The organism is Bradyrhizobium sp. BRP22 (genome assembly GCF_020194175.1).
Taxonomy (GTDB): domain Bacteria; phylum Pseudomonadota; class Alphaproteobacteria; order Rhizobiales; family Xanthobacteraceae; genus Bradyrhizobium.
Genome location: NZ_JADYVX010000019.1, coordinates 63421 through 83796 on the forward strand (window position 1 = coordinate 63421; position 20376 = coordinate 83796).

Annotated in this window: 17 protein-coding genes; 16 read left to right on the forward strand and 1 reads right to left on the reverse strand. The window is 63.2% G+C overall.

Annotation, left to right across the window (positions count from 1 at the left end; all coding sequences use genetic code 11):
* The first annotated feature begins 51 nt into the window (after positions 1–51).
* The 3 genes from rpoC to I6F35_RS22725 all read left to right on the forward strand — a co-directional run bounded on the left by rpoC (position 52) and on the right by I6F35_RS22725 (position 8653).
* A complete protein-coding gene (gene rpoC, locus I6F35_RS22715; RefSeq protein ID WP_225119891.1) occupies positions 52–4251 on the forward strand; it encodes a DNA-directed RNA polymerase subunit beta' in 4200 nt (1399 codons plus the stop codon).
* Positions 4252–4431: 180 nt separating this feature from the next.
* The gene (locus I6F35_RS22720) at positions 4432–6486 is read left to right on the forward strand and encodes an FAD-dependent oxidoreductase (RefSeq protein WP_225119892.1); all 2055 of its coding nucleotides are present in this window, start codon (positions 4432–4434) and stop codon (positions 6484–6486) included.
* Between the two features lie 139 nt (positions 6487–6625).
* Positions 6626–8653: an ABC transporter ATP-binding protein gene (locus I6F35_RS22725; RefSeq protein ID WP_225119893.1), complete on the forward strand. Its 2028-nt coding sequence runs from the start codon at positions 6626–6628 to the stop codon at positions 8651–8653.
* A 4-nt stretch (positions 8654–8657) separates the two neighbouring features.
* On the opposite strand, the gene I6F35_RS22730 is transcribed toward I6F35_RS22725, so the two are convergent.
* Complete coding sequence (locus tag I6F35_RS22730) at positions 8658–9836, reverse strand: NAD(P)/FAD-dependent oxidoreductase (RefSeq protein ID WP_225119894.1); 1179 nt, start codon at positions 9834–9836, stop codon at positions 8658–8660.
* Positions 9837–9991: 155 nt separating this feature from the next.
* Between I6F35_RS22730 and I6F35_RS22735 the strand changes: the two genes are divergently transcribed.
* The 13 genes from I6F35_RS22735 (at position 9992) to rpsC (ending at position 20376) form a co-directional block, all read left to right on the forward strand.
* Entirely contained in the window at positions 9992–11188 is a 1197-nt protein-coding gene (locus tag I6F35_RS22735) for a GNAT family N-acetyltransferase (protein ID WP_225119895.1), read from the forward strand.
* A 640-nt stretch (positions 11189–11828) separates the two neighbouring features.
* Positions 11829–12200, forward strand: a complete 372-nt coding sequence (gene rpsL / locus I6F35_RS22740) for a 30S ribosomal protein S12 (RefSeq protein ID WP_025588683.1) — start codon at positions 11829–11831, stop codon at positions 12198–12200.
* Between the two features lie 15 nt (positions 12201–12215).
* Positions 12216–12686, forward strand: a complete 471-nt coding sequence (gene rpsG, locus I6F35_RS22745; RefSeq protein WP_225119896.1) for a 30S ribosomal protein S7 — start codon at positions 12216–12218, stop codon at positions 12684–12686.
* A 30-nt stretch (positions 12687–12716) separates the two neighbouring features.
* On the forward strand, positions 12717–14789 hold the full coding sequence (gene fusA, locus I6F35_RS22750) for an elongation factor G (RefSeq protein WP_225119897.1): 2073 nt from the start codon (positions 12717–12719) through the stop codon (positions 14787–14789).
* A 40-nt stretch (positions 14790–14829) separates the two neighbouring features.
* Complete coding sequence (gene tuf / locus I6F35_RS22755; protein WP_225119898.1) at positions 14830–16020, forward strand: elongation factor Tu; 1191 nt, start codon at positions 14830–14832, stop codon at positions 16018–16020.
* A gap of 84 nt (positions 16021–16104) precedes the next feature.
* A complete protein-coding gene (rpsJ, locus tag I6F35_RS22760) occupies positions 16105–16413 on the forward strand; it encodes a 30S ribosomal protein S10 (protein ID WP_002712302.1) in 309 nt (102 codons plus the stop codon).
* 51 nt (positions 16414–16464) lie between these two features.
* The gene (rplC, locus tag I6F35_RS22765) at positions 16465–17184 is read left to right on the forward strand and encodes a 50S ribosomal protein L3 (RefSeq protein WP_225119899.1); all 720 of its coding nucleotides are present in this window, start codon (positions 16465–16467) and stop codon (positions 17182–17184) included.
* 1 nt (position 17185) lies between these two features.
* A complete protein-coding gene (gene rplD / locus I6F35_RS22770) occupies positions 17186–17806 on the forward strand; it encodes a 50S ribosomal protein L4 (protein WP_130577498.1) in 621 nt (206 codons plus the stop codon).
* Positions 17803–18102: a 50S ribosomal protein L23 gene (locus tag I6F35_RS22775; protein WP_225119900.1), complete on the forward strand. Its 300-nt coding sequence runs from the start codon at positions 17803–17805 to the stop codon at positions 18100–18102. Before rplD ends, I6F35_RS22775 begins: the two co-directional genes overlap by 4 nt.
* A gap of 13 nt (positions 18103–18115) precedes the next feature.
* Complete coding sequence (gene rplB / locus I6F35_RS22780) at positions 18116–18949, forward strand: 50S ribosomal protein L2 (protein ID WP_225119901.1); 834 nt, start codon at positions 18116–18118, stop codon at positions 18947–18949.
* Between the two features lie 12 nt (positions 18950–18961).
* Positions 18962–19240 carry a 30S ribosomal protein S19 gene (gene rpsS / locus I6F35_RS22785; RefSeq protein ID WP_024509042.1) on the forward strand — a complete coding sequence of 93 codons (279 nt, stop codon included), beginning with the start codon at positions 18962–18964 and terminating at the stop codon, positions 19238–19240.
* A 24-nt stretch (positions 19241–19264) separates the two neighbouring features.
* Positions 19265–19651, forward strand: coding sequence for a 50S ribosomal protein L22 (rplV, locus tag I6F35_RS22790; RefSeq protein ID WP_028168159.1), 387 nt, complete (start codon positions 19265–19267; stop codon positions 19649–19651).
* A gap of 20 nt (positions 19652–19671) precedes the next feature.
* The gene (gene rpsC / locus I6F35_RS22795; RefSeq protein WP_225119902.1) at positions 19672–20376 is read left to right on the forward strand and encodes a 30S ribosomal protein S3; all 705 of its coding nucleotides are present in this window, start codon (positions 19672–19674) and stop codon (positions 20374–20376) included.

A 20376-nucleotide genomic window follows, 5' to 3' on the forward strand; every position in this document is an offset into this window, starting at 1 on the left:
TGACAGACAAGGGATGCATGGGCCGACGAAAGTCGGCAGACGGAGAAGACCATGAACCAAGAGATTATGAATCTTTTCAATCCGACGACGCCGGCCCAGGTCTTCGACCAGATCCGGATTTCGATCGCGTCCCCGGAGAAGATTCTGTCCTGGTCCTACGGCGAGATCAAGAAGCCGGAGACCATCAACTACCGCACCTTCAAGCCGGAGCGGGACGGGTTGTTCTGCGCGCGCATCTTCGGGCCGATCAAGGACTACGAGTGCTTGTGCGGCAAGTACAAGCGGATGAAGTACAAGGGCATCATCTGCGAAAAGTGCTCGGTCGAGGTCACGCTGTCGCGTGTCCGGCGCGAGCGCATGGGCCATATCGAGCTCGCAGCGCCTGTCGCCCACATCTGGTTCCTGAAGTCGCTGCCGTCGCGCATCGGCCTTCTGCTCGATATGACGCTGAAGGACCTCGAGCGCATCCTGTACTTCGAGTACTACGTCGTGCTCGAGCCGGGTCTCACCGCGCTCAAGGACCGTCAGCTCCTGTCGGAAGACGAGTATCTGAAGGCGCAGGACGAATACGGCCAGGACAGCTTCACCGCCATGATCGGCGCGGAGGCGATCCGCGAGCTGCTGAAGGGCCTCGAGCTGGAGAAGCTCGAGACTTCGCTGCGTGCGGAGATGCAGGAGACCGACTCCGACATCAAGCACAAGAAGCTCGCCAAGCGGCTGAAGATCGTCGAGGCCTTCCGCGTCTCCGGCAACAAGCCGGAATGGATGATCATGACGGTCATCCCGGTGATCCCGCCGGATCTGCGCCCGCTGGTTCCGCTCGATGGCGGCCGCTTCGCGACGTCGGACCTCAACGACCTTTACCGTCGCGTCATCAACCGCAACAACCGCTTGAAGCGGCTGATGGAGCTGCGTGCGCCCGACATCATCATCCGCAACGAGAAGCGCATGCTGCAGGAGGCCGTCGACGCGCTGTTCGACAATGGCCGCCGCGGCCGCGTCATCACGGGCGCCAACAAGCGCCCGCTGAAGTCGCTTGCCGACATGCTCAAGGGCAAGCAGGGCCGCTTCCGTCAGAATCTGCTCGGCAAGCGCGTCGACTATTCCGGCCGTTCGGTGATCGTGGTCGGTCCCGAGCTGCGCCTGCATCAGTGCGGCCTGCCGAAGAAGATGGCGCTCGAGCTGTTCAAGCCGTTCATCTATTCGCGGCTTGACGCCAAGGGCCTGTCGACGACCGTGAAGCAGGCGAAGAAGCTGGTCGAGAAGGAGCGGCCCGAGGTCTGGGATATCCTGGACGAGGTGATCCGCGAGCATCCGGTGCTGCTCAACCGCGCGCCGACGCTGCATCGCCTGGGCATCCAGGCGTTCGAGCCGGTGCTGATCGAGGGCAAGGCGATCCAGCTTCACCCGCTGGTCTGCGCTGCGTTCAACGCCGACTTCGACGGCGACCAGATGGCCGTGCACGTTCCGCTGTCGCTCGAAGCGCAGCTCGAAGCGCGCGTTCTGATGATGTCGACCAACAACATCCTGCACCCCGCGAACGGCCAGCCGATCATCGTGCCGTCGCAGGACATCGTGCTCGGCCTCTACTACGTCTCGATCATGCGCGAAGGCCTGCCCGGCGAGGGCAAGGTGTTCGGCGACATGGCCGAGCTCGAGCATGCCCTGCATTCGAAGGTCATCCACCTCCACACCAAGATCAAGTACCGGTGGGAGGGCACCGACGAGGAAGGCAAGAAGAGCAAGCGCTGGATTGAAACCACCGCGGGCCGCGTCATGCTCGGCAATCTTTTGCCGAAGCACCCGAAGATCTCGTACGACATCATCAACAAGCTGATGACCAAGCGCGAGATCTCCGGCGTGATCGATCAGGTCTACCGGCACTGCGGCCAGAAGGAGACGGTGATCTTCTGCGACCGCATCATGGCCCTCGGCTTCTACAACGCCTTCAAGGCCGGCATCTCGTTCGGCAAGGACGACATGGTCGTGCCGGCGTCGAAGTGGAAGATCGTCGATCAGACCCGTACGCTGGCGAAGGATTTCGAGCAGCAGTACAATGACGGCCTGATCACCCATGGTGAGAAGTACAACAAGGTTGTCGACGCCTGGTCGAAGGCGGGCGAGGAAGTCGCCAAGGCGATGATGAAGGAGATCTCCTCGACCAAGAAGACGGCCGGCGGGGCGGATGCCGACATCAACTCGATCTACATGATGGCGCATTCCGGCGCGCGTGGTTCGCCGGCGCAGATGCGTCAGCTCGCGGGCATGCGCGGCCTGATGGCAAAGCCGTCGGGCGAGATCATCGAGACGCCGATCATTTCCAACTTCAAGGAAGGCTTGTCGGTTCTCGAATACTTCAACTCGACCCACGGCGCCCGCAAGGGTCTCGCGGACACCGCGTTGAAGACCGCGAACTCCGGCTACCTGACCCGCCGTCTGGTCGACGTGGCGCAGGACTGCATCATTACGTCCAGCGACTGCGGCACCCATCTCGGCATCAAGATGCGCGCCATCATCGATGCCGGCACGGTGGTCGCCTCGCTCGGCTCGCGCATCCTGGGCCGCGTGGCCTGCGATGACGTGCGTGATCCCGCGACCAACGACGTCCTGGTCGCGCGCGGCACGCTGATGGAGGAGTCCCATGTGGACGCCATCCATCGCGCCGGCATCCAGGAGGTGAAGATCCGTTCGGCGCTGACCTGCGAGCTCGTCAACGGCATCTGTGCCAAGTGCTACGGGCGCGATCTCGCCCGCGGCACCCCGGTCAACCATGGCGAGGCGGTCGGCGTGATCGCGGCGCAGTCGATCGGCGAGCCGGGCACGCAGCTCACGATGCGCACGTTCCACATCGGCGGCGCAGCGCAGATCAACGAGCAGTCGTTCGTGGAGTCGAACTTCGACGGCAAGATCGTGATCAGGAACAAGTCGATCGCTCGCAACAGCGAAGGCCACCTGATCGCGATGGTCCGCAACATGGTGGTTGCGATCGTCGACGCCGATGGCACCGAGCGTGCGACGCACCGCATCCAGTACGGCTCGCGCATGCATGTCGACGAGGGCGACATGGTCAAGCGCGGCCAGCGCATCGCCGAGTGGGATCCGTACACCCGCCCGGTGCTGACCGAAGTCGAGGGTACGATCGGGTTCGAGGACCTGGTCGAGGGCCAGTCGATCTCGGAGACGCTGGACGAGTCCACCGGTATCGCCAAGCGCGTCGTCATCGATTGGCGGTCGTCGCGGGGCGGCGCGGACCTGCGCCCGGCCATCGTAATCAAGGGCAAGGACGGCAAGGTGATGAAGCTCGCGCGTGGCGGCGACGCCCGCTACATGCTGTCAGTCGATGCGATCCTCTCGGTCGACGTCGGCGCGCAGGTCAAGCCGGGCGACATCCTGGCGCGTATCTCCACCGAGAGCGCCAAGACGCGTGACATCACCGGCGGTCTGCCGCGCGTGGCGGAACTGTTCGAGGCGCGCAAGCCGAAGGATGCGGCGATCATCGCGGAAGTGGCGGGCACCGTCCGCTTCGGCCGCGACTACAAGAACAAGCGCCGCATCTCGATCGAGCCGGCCGACAAGACCGAGGAGCCGCGCGAGTACCTGATCCCGAAGGGCAAGCACATCCACCTCCAGGACGGTGACATCGTCGAAAAGGGCGATTTCATCGTCGAAGGCAACCCGGCGCCGCACGACATCCTGGCGATCAAGGGCATCGAGGAACTCGCTGCCTATCTCGTCAACGAGATCCAGGAGGTCTACCGGTTGCAGGGCGTGCTCATCAACGACAAGCACATCGAAGTGATTGTTCGTCAGATGCTGCAGAAGGTGGAGATCACCGACCAGGGCGACACCGACATGATCAACGGCGAGCAGGTCGACAAGATCGAGTTCGACGCGCTCAACACCAAGGCCAAGGAAGAGGGCAAGAAGCCCGCGACCGGAACGCCGGTGCTGCTCGGTATCACCAAGGCGAGCCTGCAGACCCGCTCGTTCTTCTCGGCGGCGTCGTTCCAGGAGACCACCCGCGTGCTCACCGAAGCTGCCGTCAACGGCAAGGTGGACCCGCTGGAAGGCCTCAAGGAGAACGTCATTGTCGGACGGCTGATTCCGGCGGGCACGGGCGCCTCGATGGCGCGGATCCGCGAAGTCGCCATGAAGCGCGACAAGCTGATCCTCGACGAGCGCGAGAAGCAGGCGGCGATCGTGCCGTCCGCGCCCGAAGCGGAGCCGCTGGCGCTGCCGCCCGCGGAGTAAGGCTCCGCAAAACTACGGTGCTCACGAAAAGGCCGGCTTTTTTGCCGGCCTTTTTACTGCTCTCCTTTTCTGTTGCGATGCACGAACCTGCTTTGTTCATCTTTCCTTCAGACAGAAAAGCGCTTCTGCTAAAGCGGCAGGGGCCGGGTGCTTCGTCCGCCCGGAAGATACGGAATCCACATGCTCGATCTTGCAATCGTTGGCGGCGGCCCCGGCGGGCTGATGAGTGCTTGGTACCTGAAGCGGAAGCTCGGCGACCTCTGCCGCGTCACCATTTTCGAGGCGTCGGATCGGCTCGGTGGCAAGATCGTCACGCGCAAATTCGATTCCGCGCCCGCGACCTACGAGGCCGGCGTCGCCGAGATCTACGATTATTCGATGACCGGCCCGGATCCGCTGCGCGAACTGATCCAGCATTTCGGCCTGCAGACCATTCCGATGGATGCCGAGCAGGTCCAGCTCGATGGCGAACTGCTGAATGACGTGCCGGGCATGCGCCGCAAATATGGTGCGAAGACCGCCGCCGCGATCGAGGCGTTCCGCCAGCGCTGCACCGAGATGATCTCGCCGGTCGAATATTACGAAGGCGTCGGCGCGCACGACAACGAACATCCCTGGACCCACAAGACCTGTGAAGAGGTGCTCGACGAGGAGGTCGAGGACGCAACTGCCAAGCGCTTCTTCAAGGTGATGGCGCGCTCCGACATCGCGACCGAGAGCCACAACACCAACGGGCTCAATGCGCTCAAGAACTTCGTGATGGATATCGACGGCTATATCGGCCTGTACTCGATCCAGAACGGCAATGAGCAGTTGATCGAGTGCCTGCGCTCTGAAGTCGATGCCGACATCCAGCTCAATCATCGGGTGTTGAAAGTCGGCAAGGCGGGCAACGGCCGCTACCGCCTCAACATGATGAACGGGAAGGGGCCGGAGGCGCGTGACTTCGACCTCGTGCTGGTCTGCCTGCCGCATTCCTGGCTCGCCACGCTCGGCTGGGACGGCGAGGAATTGCGCCAGTCGATGGTCAAGCACATCGCCTATTTCGACCGGCCGGCGCACTATCTGCGCGTCTCGATCCTGTTCGATGAGCCGTTCTGGGGCGAGAAGATTGCCGGCTCCTGGTTCATGTCGGAGGCGTTCGGCGGCTGCTGCGTCTACAACGAAGGCTCGCGCCATGATGTCGGCAGGCATGGCGTGCTGAACTGGCTGATTGCAGGGGCCGACGCGCTGGCCTTTGCCAATCTCAGCGACCAGGAACTGATCGATGCCGCGCTGAAATCGCTGCCGGCGTCCTTCGGCAATGCGCGCGCGCATTTCCTCGAGGGCAAGATCCATCGCTGGCTGAGTTCCGTGAACGCGCTGCCCGGCGGCCTGCCGGCGCGTGACGTCATGACCAACCATCGTCCCGAGCCGAAGGAACATCCCGGCATCGTCGTGGTCGGCGATTACCTGTTCGATTCCACCCTGAACGGCCTGCTCGATTCCTCCGATGCCGCAACCGACATCATCCTGACCGAGATGATCCGGCTGCGCCGCGCCCGCGCGCAGGCCGAGCGGCCGCTGTCGGACAAGATCGACCGCGAATATTTCGAGAATTATCGCGGGCTCGGCCCATACAGTGAGGCCTGGCGCCACTTCACCGATCCTGCACTGCTGATGGAGATGATCCAGATCGTCTGGGGCAGGGCGAAGGGCTACAAGCTCCTGGTTGCGGGGTCGGCGAGCGGCGAACTGGTCGGGGCGCTGCGCGAGCGCGGGGTCGATGCCTGGGGCGTCGAGAACAACCGCTTCATCCACGGCAAGACGCCGAAGGAGCTGAAGAAGTACAACAAACTCGGTTCGGTTCTCGACCTGCCGTTCAAGGACAACGAATTCGACTTCGTATTCGAGACCAGCCTCTGCCATCTCGGCGGAAAGCAGGTGGTGCGCGCAGTGCGCCAATTGCGTCGCGTGGTCAAGACCGGCCTCGTGTTCGGCTCGGTGACCTCGGACCTCGCACCCGGTCTGATCGACCGCTATGATCTGTTGCGCGGGGTGAAGAAGCTCGCCACCTGGTGGGAATGGTCGGAGCTGTTCTTCGGCAACGGTTTTGATCTCGCCGCCCACCATCGCAACTGCACCGAAGCGTTGTGGAACGCGGCGCGCGCCGCCAACAAGGGACCCGGCTGTTGGTACGGCGATTCCGATGCCTTGCGTTATTCGTTCTTCGACAAGGTCGAGGACGAGGATTGACCCAAGGATTGGCTGGTTTAACCAGCCGGTTCAATTGCTTTGCCCAATCTTCCCTGATCGCGTAGAGTCGTTGCGATAGCGCCGATCGCTGTCGCTCTCGATTTGCGGTCATGCCGGCCGTGCAGTATCGGTTGGGTTCATGGCATCGAAGCCCCCTTCACCTGACGGTCACAATCCCGTTGCGACGGAAGAACTCGAGCTGAAAAAGAAGCTCGGGGCCAATGCCGAGCGCCCTGCATCCGGTCCCGGCAGCAAGCCTTCGTCGGCATCAGCGCCTCCCGATGATGATGACGAAGGGGACGACGAGAACGACGTCGAGCTCGATGACGATGATGAGGACGAGGACCTCGTCGTCTTCACCGCCAAGGAAGCCGCCGGCGCGCTCGCCACGATCTACGGCTTCGTCAAGCCGTATCTCGCCAGCTACAAGCGGATGCTGGTCTTCGTCAGCTTCGGCATCGTGGTCGAGACGTTGTTCAACGTCATCATGCCGCTCAGCCTGAAGTTTCTGATCGATGACGCGCTCGGCGAGGAGGACTTCCAGGCGCTCTACAAGATCCTCGGCGTGCTCGCCGCCGCCGGCATCATCACGTCCATCATCGCGGTCTGGTACGAACGCTGGGACGCGCGGCTTGCCGCCTGCATCATTTCCGACGTGCGGACCAAACTGTTCGAGCACGTCCAGAACCTGCCATCGGCCTATTTCGCCCGCACCAAGCGCGGCGAGATCCTGTCGCGCTTCTCGATCGACCTTTCGGCCTTCGAGGGGTCGGTCAAGAGCTTCGCCAACAGCGCCGCGCTGCCGTTCCTGGAGCTGATCGCCGGCATCATCCTGATGCTGTTCCTGAGCTGGCAGCTCGCCGCGGTCGCGCTGCTGGTGTTTCCGATCACCCTGATCGGGCCGCGGATCCTGACCCCGAAGGCGGTGCAGGCCAACTACGAGCAGAAGCTGAACGAGGCCGCGCTGCTCGGCACCGTGCAGGAGAATGTCGCGGCCCAAGCCGTGGTGAAGGCGTTCAACCTGCAGCGCCGTGCGCTCGGCTGGTTCACGATGCGCAACAACGACGTGCGGTTGAAGGCGGCATCCGCGATGTTCCTGTCGACGATGGTGGAGCGCACCGTCACCATCGCGGTGCTGCTGTTGCACCTCGTGGTGCTCGCGATCGGCGCCTATCTCGCCACCAAGGGCCAGATCACCATCGGCACCTTCGTCACCTTCGAGAGCGCATTCTGGGAGGTGTCCTACAATATCGCGCACCTGATGCATTTCATCCCGGTGTCGATCCAGTCGGCGGCGGCGGTGCGACACATTCAGGAACTGCTGGATGAGCCGACGCGCGGCGCCGACCGGCCGGGCGCCCCGGACCTGCCGCGTATCACCAATGACATCACCTTCGAGCGCGTGACGTTTCAGTACGAGGGCAGCCAGGCGCCGGTGCTGGATAATTTCAGCCTCAAGCTCAAGGTCGGCCAGCGCATCGCGATCGTCGGCCCCTCGGGCTCCGGCAAGAGCACGCTGCTCAATCTGATCCTGCGGCTTTACGTGCCCGACGAGGGCAGGGTCACCATCGACGGCGTCGATATCCGCAGGGTGACGCGCGAATCGCTCAGGCGGAGCATGGCGGTGGTGTTCCAGGAGAACATGCTGTTCAACATGTCGATCCGGGAGAACATCCGGCTCGGCAAGGAAGGTGCGAGCGACGAGGAAGTCGTGGACGCCGCGCGGAAAGCGGAGATCCATCGCTTCATCATGAGCCTGCCGCAGAAATACGACACTGTGGTCGGCGAGCGCGGCGATACGCTGTCAGGCGGCCAGCGCCAGCGCATCGCGATCGCCCGCGCCATCATTCGTAATCCAGCCGTGCTGCTGCTCGACGAAGCCACCTCGGCCCTCGACCAGACCACGGAGGCCGCGATCAACCGCACGCTGTTCAGGGTTGCCGCGGGCCGCACCATGATCTGGTCGACGCACCGGCTGACGTCGGTGGTCGACATGGACGAGATCATCGTGATCTCCGGCGGCAAGGCGATCGAGCGCGGCACCCACGCCGAGTTGCTCGCGGCCAATGGCGTCTACCGCAAGCTCTGGGACGATCAGGGCCATCTGGCGTACAATGCTGCCCCGCAGCCCGATGAAGACGACGAAGATGACGACGAGGACGAGTGATCGCTCAGTTTGACGTGGCGATCGGGCCTTGCCGCGCTGGACGCAGCGCGCCGGCGGTGGAATAGCGGACCCCTTGCGCGAAGCGGACCACGAAGCGGCCCCAACGTCCGGCGCGCCAGGTCAGGCCATGATCGACCGACAGCGAGCGAAGGTGGTAGGCCTTGGCAAGCGATCGTGCTTCGCAGGCCTGCTTGACCGGATCGTCGTAGAACGCCTGGATCTTCCGCACATCCATGCCGTCGCTTGAGAGCCACGCCGGGATGTGGACGTTGCACAGCCGTTCGACGTCGGTGAACACCTTGTTGGTGCCAGTGCCGGCCGCGGGACAGGACGTCGAGAAAGCGTCGCCGACCAGGACGATGCCGGGCTGCAGATATCCCTCGGTGACGCAGAGGTCGGCGGGCCTGATCTTGACCGGTCCGGAGACGATGAAGCCTCCGGTCATGCGGGCAAGCCCCGGCATCGTGGCGAGCATGGTCGCTTCCGGCGCCTGCCTGAACTGCTGCAGCCACGGGTCGGTCATGTCGCGGTAGACCATGAAATTGGCGCGCATCGTTCCGCCGACCGGGAACAGCGAAAGATAGGCCATCCGCGCGCTCGGCCGGCCCGGCCAATAAGTTAGCGCGGGAAAATCGAACGTCTTACGCCCGGCGGGCACGACATCGAAGCCCAAGGTGATCGAGTGACACGCGCTGATGATGCGGCGCTGCATGCCGAGCGTGTGGCGCAATCCGGTGTTCAGGCCGTTGGCGAGCACAACAAGACGCGCCGAAATTTCCTCGCCGTTCGACAGCACGATCTTTTGCCGGTCGGCGCTGTTCGAAACGGCGTAGGCCTTGGCATGGATGATCTCGACATCGCCGGCAATCTGCGCGCGCATGGTGTTGACCAGCGTGTTGTAGAGGATGCCGTGCTGATCGCTGGGCTTCTTGGCGACGACGTAGCCGAACCGCGCCTCCCACACTTGGCCATCCAGCGTCGTGGCGCGCAGCGTCTGCTCGGCAAGGCCGGTCTTGCGCAAGAGTTCGAGTTGATCGCCGCCGATCTTCTCGCAGCGCAGCTCGGGTGGGTAGCTCGCATGCGGATCGATCAGGCACGCCGAAATGCCCGCGCGTCCGAGCATCGCCGCAGCGGTCGAGCCGGCGAGCCCGCCGCCGACGATGGCAACATCCGTATAGCGCATGGGCCTTGCCTCTGATCGCAAGCCACCATGCATGGCCGAGAATGGCAAAGGAACCCTGAACCGGTGCTTCACAATCAGGTCAGCCCCGTGTCGGCTTAATTGAAAAGCAATGTCCCGCAAACACGATCGGGAACGGTCGAAGAGCGCATATTTCGATGATCACGGTAACGATTGATTCACCCAGCCTGGACATCGCCCCGCAATGGGACGAACTGGTGCGGCGCGCGTCGTCGAACGTATTCATGAATCCGGCCGCGCTTGCGGCGGCCGTCGCGACCGACTTTGCCAAATTACGCGTGCTGCTCGCCTGGGAGCAGGGCGCTTCGCAGCGAAGGCTTGCAGGCATCTGGGCGTTGCAGGTGCGGCGAGCCGTGCCGCTTTGGCCAAAGGTGTCCGAAGCGCTGCCCTACAATTACGCCTTCCTTTCCAGTCCCGTCGTCGACCCGGCTTTCGCCGATCAGGTCATTCCAGCGTTCCTCGCGGCCATCGAACAAGACCCGATGCTGCCTGACGTCCTCAGCCTCACCGCGTTCGACGCGGAATGCCCGAGCTACGCGGCCATGTCGAAATGGCTCGCCGCGCGCGGCATCGAACCGTTGATCGTTGCAAGGAGCAGCCGACCTTTCGTGACGAAAGAATTCGGCGTAAAGCGCAGCGGCTCGACCCGCAAAAAGCTGCGTCAGGACTGGAACAGATTGGCGGCGCTTGGCTCCGTCGAGGTCGTCAACGACCGGTCACCCGCCGCCGTCCGCCAGGCGTTCGAGATATTTCTGGCAATGGAGAAGGCAAGCTGGAAGGGGGAGCGGGGCACGGCAGTGCTATCGGATGCCGGTGATGCCGCCTTCACCAGGCAGCTGGTGCAGAATCTGGCGGATCGGCAGGCCTGCTCGGTCGCCCTGCTGCAGGTGAATGGCGAGGTGGCCGCGGCGCAGGTGCTGATGTATGGCGGCTCGACCGCCTATACTTGGAAGACCGCATACGATGCGCAGTTCGCGCGGTATTCGCCCGGGCATCTGCTCGTCGACAAGGTGACCGATCATCTGCTCGCGCAGGACGACATCGAGGCGATCAATTCCTGTGCCGCGGAAGACAGTTTCATGGCCCAGCTTTGGGCCGGCCGCCGCGCCATGCTCGATATGCTCTTTGACGTCAGGGGAACGAGGTCGCTGGGCTTCCGGATGGAAGCGGGCCGGCTGCTCGGCTACCATTTCCTGCGGGGCGTACGGCATCGCTTCCGGGAGCGTCGTCCGGCGGCGTCGGCCAGCAAGGCGCCGCAGGGCACCGCGGCCAAGCCGCAAAAAGAAGCCGCCGCCGCGTTGCGCGCGCCGGCAAAGGCCGAAGTCGGCCGTTGAGCGGGCGTGCGCCAACCGGGTCTGCACGAATCGCTCGACGTTGAACGCTGCCGCCCAGTTTCTCGATCTGAATATTTGCCCGGGTAAAAATAGTCAACCGACTCAGCCTGGACGAAGAGGGGGCTGCAGGCCCGTGATTTCATTCGCGCTGACTGCGCGAAAATGCCAAATGTACAGGCGGCAGAAGCGTTTCTCGTATTGCCGTTTTGCTTGACTTCACTATCTACCGCTTATACAAGGCGCGCACTTAACGACAGGCGGTGAGCTACGCCAGCGTCGGAACGGAACACCCTGTCAGACCTACCGGGACTGAGGCGGGCACCAACCTCGACGAATGCCGCTCAAACGCTGTCGATGATAGCTAGGCAATGCCAGGACGATTTTTGTTCTCTTGAGCGCGTTCTCTTGAGAGTAAACTCGGATGCATGACCTCGGTTCTCAACCGAACAGCGAATGCTGATCGGCCGTAATCGCGGTCCTCTGTGGCGTCGAAGCGCTTTCCGCTCAGCAACGAGTGGTAGGCGCGATTTCGTTTTGCGCGAATGGTTTTCGTGCGAGGTGGCCGGACGGGCGGCTCGTTCCCGAGAAGAATTTGCGGAGCCAGTGAGGTTCCGCGCGAACTTGAAGGGTGAAGGCTGACATGCCGACGATCAACCAGCTGATCGCAAATCCACGGGCAGTGCAGAAGTCGCGCAAGAAGGTGCCGGCGCTGCAGCAGTCGCCGCAGAAGCGCGGCGTGTGCACGCGCGTCTACACGACGACTCCGAAGAAGCCGAACTCGGCGCTTCGCAAGGTCGCCAAGGTGCGTCTGACCAACGGGTTCGAGGTGATCGGCTACATCCCGGGTGAGGGTCATAACCTGCAGGAACACTCGGTGGTCATGATCCGCGGCGGCCGCGTCAAGGACCTGCCGGGCGTGCGCTACCATATCCTCCGCGGCGTGCTGGATACCCAGGGCGTCAAGAACCGTAAGCAGCGCCGTTCGAAGTACGGCGCCAAGCGTCCGAAGTAAGCGGGAACAGGTAAGATGTCGCGTCGTCACTCTGCAGAAAAGCGTGAAGTGCTTCCGGACCCGAAGTTCGGAAACATCATCATCACCAAGTTCATGAACTCGGTCATGTATGCCGGCAAGAAGTCGGTCGCCGAGAACATCGTCTATGGCGCGCTCAACATGATCGAGGCCAAGACCAAGCAGAACCCGCTCGGCGTATTCGAGCAGGCGCTCGAGAACGTCATGCCGACCATCGAGGTGCGTTCCCGCCGCGTCGGTGGCGCGACCTATCAGGTGCCGGTGGAGGTTCGCTCGGTGCGCCGGCAGGCGCTCGGCATCCGCTGGCTGATTTCGGCCGCGCGTGACCGCAACGAGAAAACGATGACGGAGCGGCTCTCGGCTGAGCTGCTCGACGCGTCGAACAACCGGGGGAACGCCGTCAAGAAGCGCGAAGACGTGCACCGGATGGCGGAAGCCAACCGCGCCTTCTCGCATTATCGCTGGTAAGGCGAACTACGGAATTCAAGGAACAGCCCCATGCCACGCCAACATGCCATCGAGGACTATCGCAACTTCGGTATCATGGCGCATATCGACGCCGGCAAGACCACGACGACCGAGCGCATCCTCTATTACACCGGCAAGAGCCACAAGATCGGCGAAGTGCACGAAGGTGCCGCGACGATGGACTGGATGGAGCAGGAGCAGGAGCGTGGCATCACCATCACCTCCGCTGCAACCACCGCGTTCTGGAACGGCAAGCGCCTGAACATCATCGACACTCCCGGCCACGTCGACTTCACGATTGAGGTCGAGCGTTCGCTGCGCGTGCTCGACGGTGCCGTGTGCGTGCTCGACTCCAACCAGGGTGTCGAGCCGCAGACCGAGACCGTCTGGCGCCAGGGTGACAAGTACAAGGTTCCGCGCATCGTCTTCGCCAACAAGATGGACAAGACTGGCGCCGACTTCTTCAAGTGCCTGTCCGACATCGTCGACCGCCTCGGCGCCAAGCCGATTGCGATCCAGCTCCCGATCGGTGCCGAGAGCAACTTCAAGGGTCTCGTCGACCTCGTGAAGATGAAGGGTATCATCTGGAACGACGAGTCGCTCGGTGCGAAGTTCGACTACGTCGACATCCCGGCCGACCTCGTCGACCAGGCCAAGGAATATCGCGAGAAGATGGTCGAAGCCGCCGTCGAGCTCGATGACGACGCCATGGCCGCCTATCTCGACGGCACCGAGCCAGATGAGGCGACGCTGAAGCGGCTGATCCGCAAGGCGGTGCTGACTGGCGCGTTCTATCCGGTGCTGTGCGGCTCGGCCTTCAAGAACAAGGGCGTGCAGCCGCTGCTCGACGCCGTCGTCGACTATTTGCCGTCGCCGCTCGACGTGCCCGCGATCAAGGGCACCGACGATAAGGGCAACGAAGTCGTACGCAAGGCCGACGACAAGGAGCCGCTCGCGCTGCTCGCCTTCAAGATCATGGACGATCCCTTCGTCGGCACCATCACCTTCTGCCGCATCTACTCGGGCATCCTGCAGAGCGGCACCGGCGTCATCAACTCGACCCGCGAAAAGAAGGAGCGCATCGGCCGCATGTTGCTGATGCACGCGAACAACCGCGAAGACATCAAGGAAGCCTATGCCGGCGACATCGTCGCACTGGCGGGCCTGAAGGAAGCCCGCACCGGTGACACGCTGTGCGATCCGAATCACCCGGTGATCCTTGAAAAGATGGAGTTCCCGGATCCGGTGATCGAGATCGCGATCGAGCCGAAGTCGAAGGCCGACCAGGAGAAGCTCGGCGTCGCGCTGGCGAAGCTCGCGGCGGAAGATCCGTCGTTCCGGGTCTCGACCGATCACGAGTCCGGCCAGACCATCCTGAAGGGCATGGGCGAACTGCATCTCGACATCAAGGTCGACATCCTGAAGCGCACCTACAAGGTCGACGCCAACATCGGCGCGCCGCAAGTGGCGTTCCGTGAGCGTGTGACCAAGCGGGTCGAGCACAGCTATACCCACAAGAAGCAGACCGGCGGCACCGGCCAGTTCGCGGCCGTGACGCTGATCGTCGAGCCGAACGAGCCTGGCAAGGGCTACGAGTTCGAATCGAAGATCGTCGGCGGCGCGGTGCCGAAGGAATACATCCCCGGCGTCGAAAAGGGTCTCGAGAGCGTGCTGGGCTCGGGTGTGGTCGCCGGCTTCCCGGTGGTCGACGTCAAGGTGCAGCTGATCGACGGCAAGTTCCACGACGTCGACTCGTCGGCACTGGCCTTCGAAATCGCCACGCGCGCCTGCTTCCGCGAGGCGCTGCAGATGGGCAAGTCCGTTCTGCTCGAGCCGATCATGAAGGTCGAGGTGGTGACGCCGGAAGACTACACCGGCTCCGTCATCGGCGACCTGAACTCACGGCGCGGCCAGATCCAGGGCCAAGACATGCGCGGCAACGCCAACGTCATCAACGCGATGGTGCCGCTCATGAACATGTTCGGTTACGTGAACAACCTACGCTCGATGAGCCAGGGTCGCGCGACCTTCACCATGCAGTTCGATCACTACGCCGAAGCTCCGGCGAACGTGTCGGCTGAAGTCCAGAAGAAGTTTGCCTGATTATCGTTGGTTGGCAGCTAACGATTGAACGGAGAGTCAAATGGCCAAAGCAAAATTTGAGCGTAACAAACCGCACTGCAACATCGGCACCATCGGTCACGTCGACCATGGCAAGACCTCGCTGACCGCCGCGATCACCAAGATCCTGGCGGAGACCGGCGGTGCGACGTTCACCGCCTACGACCAGATCGACAAGGCGCCGGAAGAGAAGGCCCGCGGCATCACGATCTCGACCGCTCACGTCGAGTACGAGACGCAGAAGCGCCACTATGCCCACGTCGACTGCCCCGGCCACGCCGACTACGTGAAGAACATGATCACCGGCGCCGCCCAGATGGACGGTGCGATCCTCGTCGTGTCGGCTGCCGACGGCCCGATGCCGCAGACCCGCGAGCACATCCTGCTTGCCCGCCAGGTCGGCGTTCCCGCGCTCGTCGTGTTCCTCAACAAGTGCGACATGGTCGACGATCCGGAGCTGCTCGAGCTCGTCGAGCTCGAGGTGCGTGAGCTGCTCTCGAAGTACGACTTCCCCGGCGACAAGATCCCGATCATCAAGGGCTCGGCGCTGGCCGCTCTCGAAGACAGCGACAAGAAGCTCGGCCATGACGCGATCCTCGAGCTGATGCGCAATGTCGACGAGTACATTCCGCAGCCGGAGCGTCCGATCGATCAGCCGTTCCTGATGCCGGTCGAAGACGTGTTCTCGATCTCGGGCCGCGGCACCGTGGTGACCGGCCGTGTCGAGCGCGGCATCGTGAAGGTCGGCGACGAAATCGAGATCGTCGGTCTGCGCGACACCCAGAAGACCACCGTCACCGGCGTCGAAATGTTCCGCAAGCTGCTCGATCAGGGCCAGGCCGGCGACAACATCGGCGCGCTACTCCGCGGTACCAAGCGCGAGGAAGTCGAGCGTGGCCAGGTGCTGTGCAAGCCGGGTTCGGTCAAGCCGCACACCAAGTTCAAGGCCGAGGCGTACATCCTCACCAAGGAAGAGGGCGGCCGTCATACGCCGTTCTTCACCAACTACCGCCCGCAGTTCTACTTCCGCACCACCGACGTGACCGGTGTCGTGCACCTGCCCGAGGGCACCGAGATGGTGATGCCCGGTGACAACATCGCGATGGAAGTGCACCTGATCGTGCCGATCGCGATGGAGGAGAAGCTGCGCTTCGCGATCCGCGAAGGCGGCCGCACCGTCGGCGCCGGCGTCGTCGCCTCGATCCTCGAGTAAAGAAACGAATAGGGAATGGCGAGCGGCGAATAGGAATTTCTATTCGCTACTCGCTACTCGCCACTCACTAGAGAAAGTACGGCAATGAACGGCCAGAATATCCGCATCCGTCTCAAGGCGTTCGACCATCGCATTCTCGATACGTCGACCCGCGAGATCGTGAATACGGCCAAACGCACCGGTGCCCAGGTTCGCGGTCCCATTCCGCTGCCGACCCGCATCGAGAAGTTCACCGTCAACCGTTCGCCGCACGTCGACAAGAAGAGCCGCGAACAGTTCGAGATGCGCACTCACAAGCGCCTTCTCGACATCGTCGATCCGACCCCGCAGACCGTCGATGCTCTCATGAAGCTCGATCTGGCCGCCGGTGTCGACGTCGAGATCAAGCTCTAAGTTTTGGATTGAAGTCTGCGCGAGCGGACGAAGAGAACAGGAACCACGCCGATGCGCTCCGGAGTGATCGCACAAAAGGTCGGGATGACGCGGGTCTTCACGGAGGCCGGCGAGCATATTCCCGTGACCGTGCTGAAGCTCGGCAACTGCCAGGTGCTGGGCCACCGCACCACTGAGAAGAACGGTTATGTCGCGCTGCAGCTCGGTTCGGGCTCGCGCAAGACCGTGTACATGCCGAAGGCCGAGCGCGGCCAGTTCGCCGTCGCGAAGGTCGAGCCGAAGCGCAAGGTCGCGGAATTCCGCGTGTCCGAGGATGCGCTGATCCCGGTCGGCGCGGAGATCCAGGCCGATCACTTCGTGGTCGGTCAGTTCGTCGACGTCACCGGCACCTCGATCGGCAAGGGCTTCGCCGGCGGCATGAAGCGCTGGAATTTCGGCGGTCTGCGCGCCACCCACGGCGTGTCGATCTCGCACCGCTCGATCGGTTCGACCGGCGGCCGTCAGGATCCCGGCAAGACCTGGAAGAACAAGAAGATGCCCGGCCACATGGGTGTCGATCGCATCACCACGCTCAACCTTCGCGTCGTGCAGACCGATGTCGAGCGTGGCCTGATCCTGGTCGAAGGCGCCGTCCCCGGCTCCAAGGGCGGATGGATCAGGGTGCGCGACGCCATCAAGAAGCCGCTGCCGAAGGAAGCCCCGAAGCCCGGCAAGTTCAAGGTCGCGGGCGAGCAGGCTGCCGAGGCGCCGGCCGAGCAGGAAGGGGCGTGAGATGGAACTGAAAGTCACCACCCTTGAGGGCAAGGAAGCCGGCTCGGTCCAGCTTTCCGACGCCATTTTCGGCCTCGAGCCGCGCGCCGACATCATTCAGCGCTGCGTGCAGTGGCAGCTCAACAAGCGTCAGGCCGGCACCCACAAGGCCAAGGGCCGCGCCGAGATCTGGCGCACCGGCAAGAAGATGTACAAGCAGAAGGGCACCGGCGGTGCCCGTCACGGCTCGGCCCGCGTGCCGCAGTTCCGTGGCGGCGGCCGCGCCTTCGGTCCGGTGGTTCGCTCGCATGCGACCGACCTGCCGAAGAAGGTGCGTGCGCTCGCCCTCAAGCATGCTCTGTCGGCCAAGGCCAAGGACGGCGGCCTCGTCGTGCTCGACAGCGCCGACATCAAGGAAGCCAAGACCAAGGCGCTGGTCGGTCATTTCTCCGGCCTCGGGCTCACCAATGCGCTGATCATCGACGGCGCGGAGCTCAACAACGGCTTTGCGACCGCGGCGCGCAACATTCCGAATATCGACGTGCTGCCGATCCAGGGCATCAACGTCTACGACATCCTGCGCCGCCAGAAGCTGGTTCTGACCAAGGCGGCCGTCGATGCGCTGGAGGCGCGCTTCAAATGAAGAATATCGATCCGCGCCACTACGACGTCATCGTCGCGCCCGTTGTGACCGAAAAGGCGACGCTCGCCTCTGAGCACAACAAGGTGCTGTTCAAGGTCGCCGGCAAGGCGACCAAGCCGCAGATCAAGGAAGCGGTCGAGAAGCTCTTCGACGTCAAGGTCAAGAGCGTGAACACGCTGGTGCGCAAGGGCAAGACCAAAGTGTTCCGCGGCAATTTCGGCTCGCAGTCGGACACCAAGCGCGCGATCGTGACCCTGGAAGAGGGCCACCGCATCGACGTGACTACCGGACTATAAGGGCGTAACGACGATGGCATTGAAAACCTACAACCCAACGACGCCGGGCCAGCGCCAGCTGGTGATGGTCGATCGTTCGGCGCTCTACAAGGGCAAGCCGGTCAAGGCGCTCACCGAGGGCAAGCAGTCGAACGGTGGCCGCAACAACACCGGCCGCATCACCGTCCGCTTCCGCGGCGGCGGCCACAAGAAGGCCTATCGCAATGTCGACTTCCGCCGCGACAAGGTGGATGTGCCGGCGACCGTCGTGCGGCTCGAGTACGATCCGAACCGCACCGCCTTCATTGCGCTGATCAAGTATCAGGATGGCGAGCAGGCCTACATCCTGGCGCCGCAGCGGCTTGCCGCTGGTGACACGGTGGTGGCCGGCAGCTATGTCGACGTCAAGCCGGGCAACGTGATGCCGCTCGGCAACATGCCGGTCGGCACCATCGTCCACAATATCGAGCTGAAGATCGGCAAGGGCGGCCAGCTCGCGCGCTCGGCCGGCACCTATGCCCAGATCGTCGGCCGCGACCAGGACTACGTCATCATCCGCCTGAACTCGGGCGAGCAGCGCCTGGTGCACGGCCGTTGCCGCGGCGCCATCGGCGCGGTGTCGAATCCCGATCACATGAACATCTCGATCGGCAAGGCGGGCCGCACCCGCTGGCTCGGCTGGCGCCCGCACAACCGCGGCGTCGTCATGAACCCGATCGACCACCCGCATGGCGGCGGTGAAGGCCGGACTTCGGGCGGCCGCCACCCGGTCACCCCGTGGGGCAAGCCGACCAAGGGCAAGAAGACGCGGTCCAACAAGTCGACCAACAAATTCATTCTCCTAAGCCGCCACAAGCGGAAGAAGTAAGGAACGCCGGACATGGTTCGTTCAGTCTGGAAAGGCCCGTTCGTCGAGGCATCGCTGCTCAAGAAGGCAGATGCCGCGCGGGCGTCCGGCCGTCACGACGTCATCAAGATCTGGAGCCGCCGCTCGACCATCCTGCCGCAGTTCGTGGGCCTGACCTTCGGCGTCTATAACGGCCAGAAGCACGTGCCGGTTTCGGTGAACGAGGAAATGGTGGGTCACAAGTTCGGCGAGTTCTCGCCGACCCGTACCTTCCACGGCCACTCTGGCGACAAGAAAGCCAAGAAGGCTTAAAGAGTTAGGCTTGAGGATTAAGCGATGAGCAAACCAAAGCGCGAACGTGTCCTCGCGGACAATGAGGCCAAGGCCGTCGCCCGGATGCTGCGCGTCAGCCCGCAGAAGCTGAACCTGGTGGCGCAGATGATCCGCGGCCGCAAGGCGTCGGCCGCGCTTGCCGACCTGCAGTTCTCGCGCAAGCGGATCGCGGTCGACGTCAAGAAGTGCCTGGAATCGGCGATTGCCAATGCCGAAAACAACCATGACCTCGAAGTCGACGATCTCGTCGTCGCCGAGGCCCATGTCGGCAATGGCCTCGTCATGAAGCGTTTTGCCCCGCGCGGCCGTGGCCGCTCGGGCCGTGTCTACAAACCGTTCTCGCATCTCACGATCGTGGTTCGTGAGGTCGAGGCCGAGGCGAGCGCTTAAGGGAAGCGCGGGAGAATAAGATGGGTCAAAAGATCAATCCGATCGGGCTGCGTCTCGGCATCAACCGAACCTGGGATTCGCGTTGGTTCGCCGGCAAGGCCGAATACGGCAAGCTGTTGCACGAGGACGTCAAGATCCGCGAGATCCTGCACAAGGAGCTCAAGCAGGCCGCGGTGGCGCGCATCGTGATCGAGCGTCCGCACAAGAAGTGCCGGGTGACGATCCATTCAGCGCGTCCTGGCGTCGTGATTGGCAAGAAGGGCGCCGACATCGACAAGCTGCGCAAGAAGGTTGCCGACATCACCGCGTCCGACGTCGTCATCAATATCGTCGAGATCCGCAAGCCGGAGCTCGATGCGACGCTGGTCGCCGAATCGATCGCGCAGCAGCTCGAGCGCCGTGTTGCGTTCCGCCGCGCCATGAAGCGCGCGGTGCAGTCGGCGATGCGTCTTGGCGCCGAGGGCATCCGCATCAACTGCTCGGGTCGGCTCGGCGGCGCTGAAATCGCGCGCATGGAGTGGTACCGCGAGGGCCGGGTGCCGCTGCACACGCTGCGCGCGGACGTCGACTACGGCGTTGCCACCGCGTTCACGACCTTCGGCACCTGCGGCGTCAAGGTCTGGATCTTTAAGGGCGAGATCCTCGAGCACGATCCGATGGCCCAGGACAAGCGGATGGCTGAAGGCGATACCGGGCGCTCCCGCCGCGATGCCGCGGCCGCCTGA

Coding starts and splice junctions, on each gene's coding strand:
- I6F35_RS22730 (WP_225119894.1), bottom strand. CDS start 9,836: ATGCGCTATACGGATGTTGCCATCGTCGGCGGCGGGCTCGCCGGCTCG.
- fusA (WP_225119897.1), top strand. CDS start 12,717: ATGCCACGCCAACATGCCATCGAGGACTATCGCAACTTCGGTATCATG.
- rpsL (WP_025588683.1), top strand. CDS start 11,829: ATGCCGACGATCAACCAGCTGATCGCAAATCCACGGGCAGTGCAGAAG.
- rplV (WP_028168159.1), top strand. CDS start 19,265: ATGAGCAAACCAAAGCGCGAACGTGTCCTCGCGGACAATGAGGCCAAG.
- rpoC (WP_225119891.1), top strand. CDS start 52: ATGAACCAAGAGATTATGAATCTTTTCAATCCGACGACGCCGGCCCAG.
- rpsS (WP_024509042.1), top strand. CDS start 18,962: ATGGTTCGTTCAGTCTGGAAAGGCCCGTTCGTCGAGGCATCGCTGCTC.
- rplB (WP_225119901.1), top strand. CDS start 18,116: ATGGCATTGAAAACCTACAACCCAACGACGCCGGGCCAGCGCCAGCTG.
- I6F35_RS22775 (WP_225119900.1), top strand. CDS start 17,803: ATGAAGAATATCGATCCGCGCCACTACGACGTCATCGTCGCGCCCGTT.
- I6F35_RS22735 (WP_225119895.1), top strand. CDS start 9,992: ATGATCACGGTAACGATTGATTCACCCAGCCTGGACATCGCCCCGCAA.
- rpsJ (WP_002712302.1), top strand. CDS start 16,105: ATGAACGGCCAGAATATCCGCATCCGTCTCAAGGCGTTCGACCATCGC.
- I6F35_RS22720 (WP_225119892.1), top strand. CDS start 4,432: ATGCTCGATCTTGCAATCGTTGGCGGCGGCCCCGGCGGGCTGATGAGT.
- tuf (WP_225119898.1), top strand. CDS start 14,830: ATGGCCAAAGCAAAATTTGAGCGTAACAAACCGCACTGCAACATCGGC.
- rpsG (WP_225119896.1), top strand. CDS start 12,216: ATGTCGCGTCGTCACTCTGCAGAAAAGCGTGAAGTGCTTCCGGACCCG.
- rpsC (WP_225119902.1), top strand. CDS start 19,672: ATGGGTCAAAAGATCAATCCGATCGGGCTGCGTCTCGGCATCAACCGA.
- rplC (WP_225119899.1), top strand. CDS start 16,465: ATGCGCTCCGGAGTGATCGCACAAAAGGTCGGGATGACGCGGGTCTTC.
- rplD (WP_130577498.1), top strand. CDS start 17,186: ATGGAACTGAAAGTCACCACCCTTGAGGGCAAGGAAGCCGGCTCGGTC.
- I6F35_RS22725 (WP_225119893.1), top strand. CDS start 6,626: ATGGCATCGAAGCCCCCTTCACCTGACGGTCACAATCCCGTTGCGACG.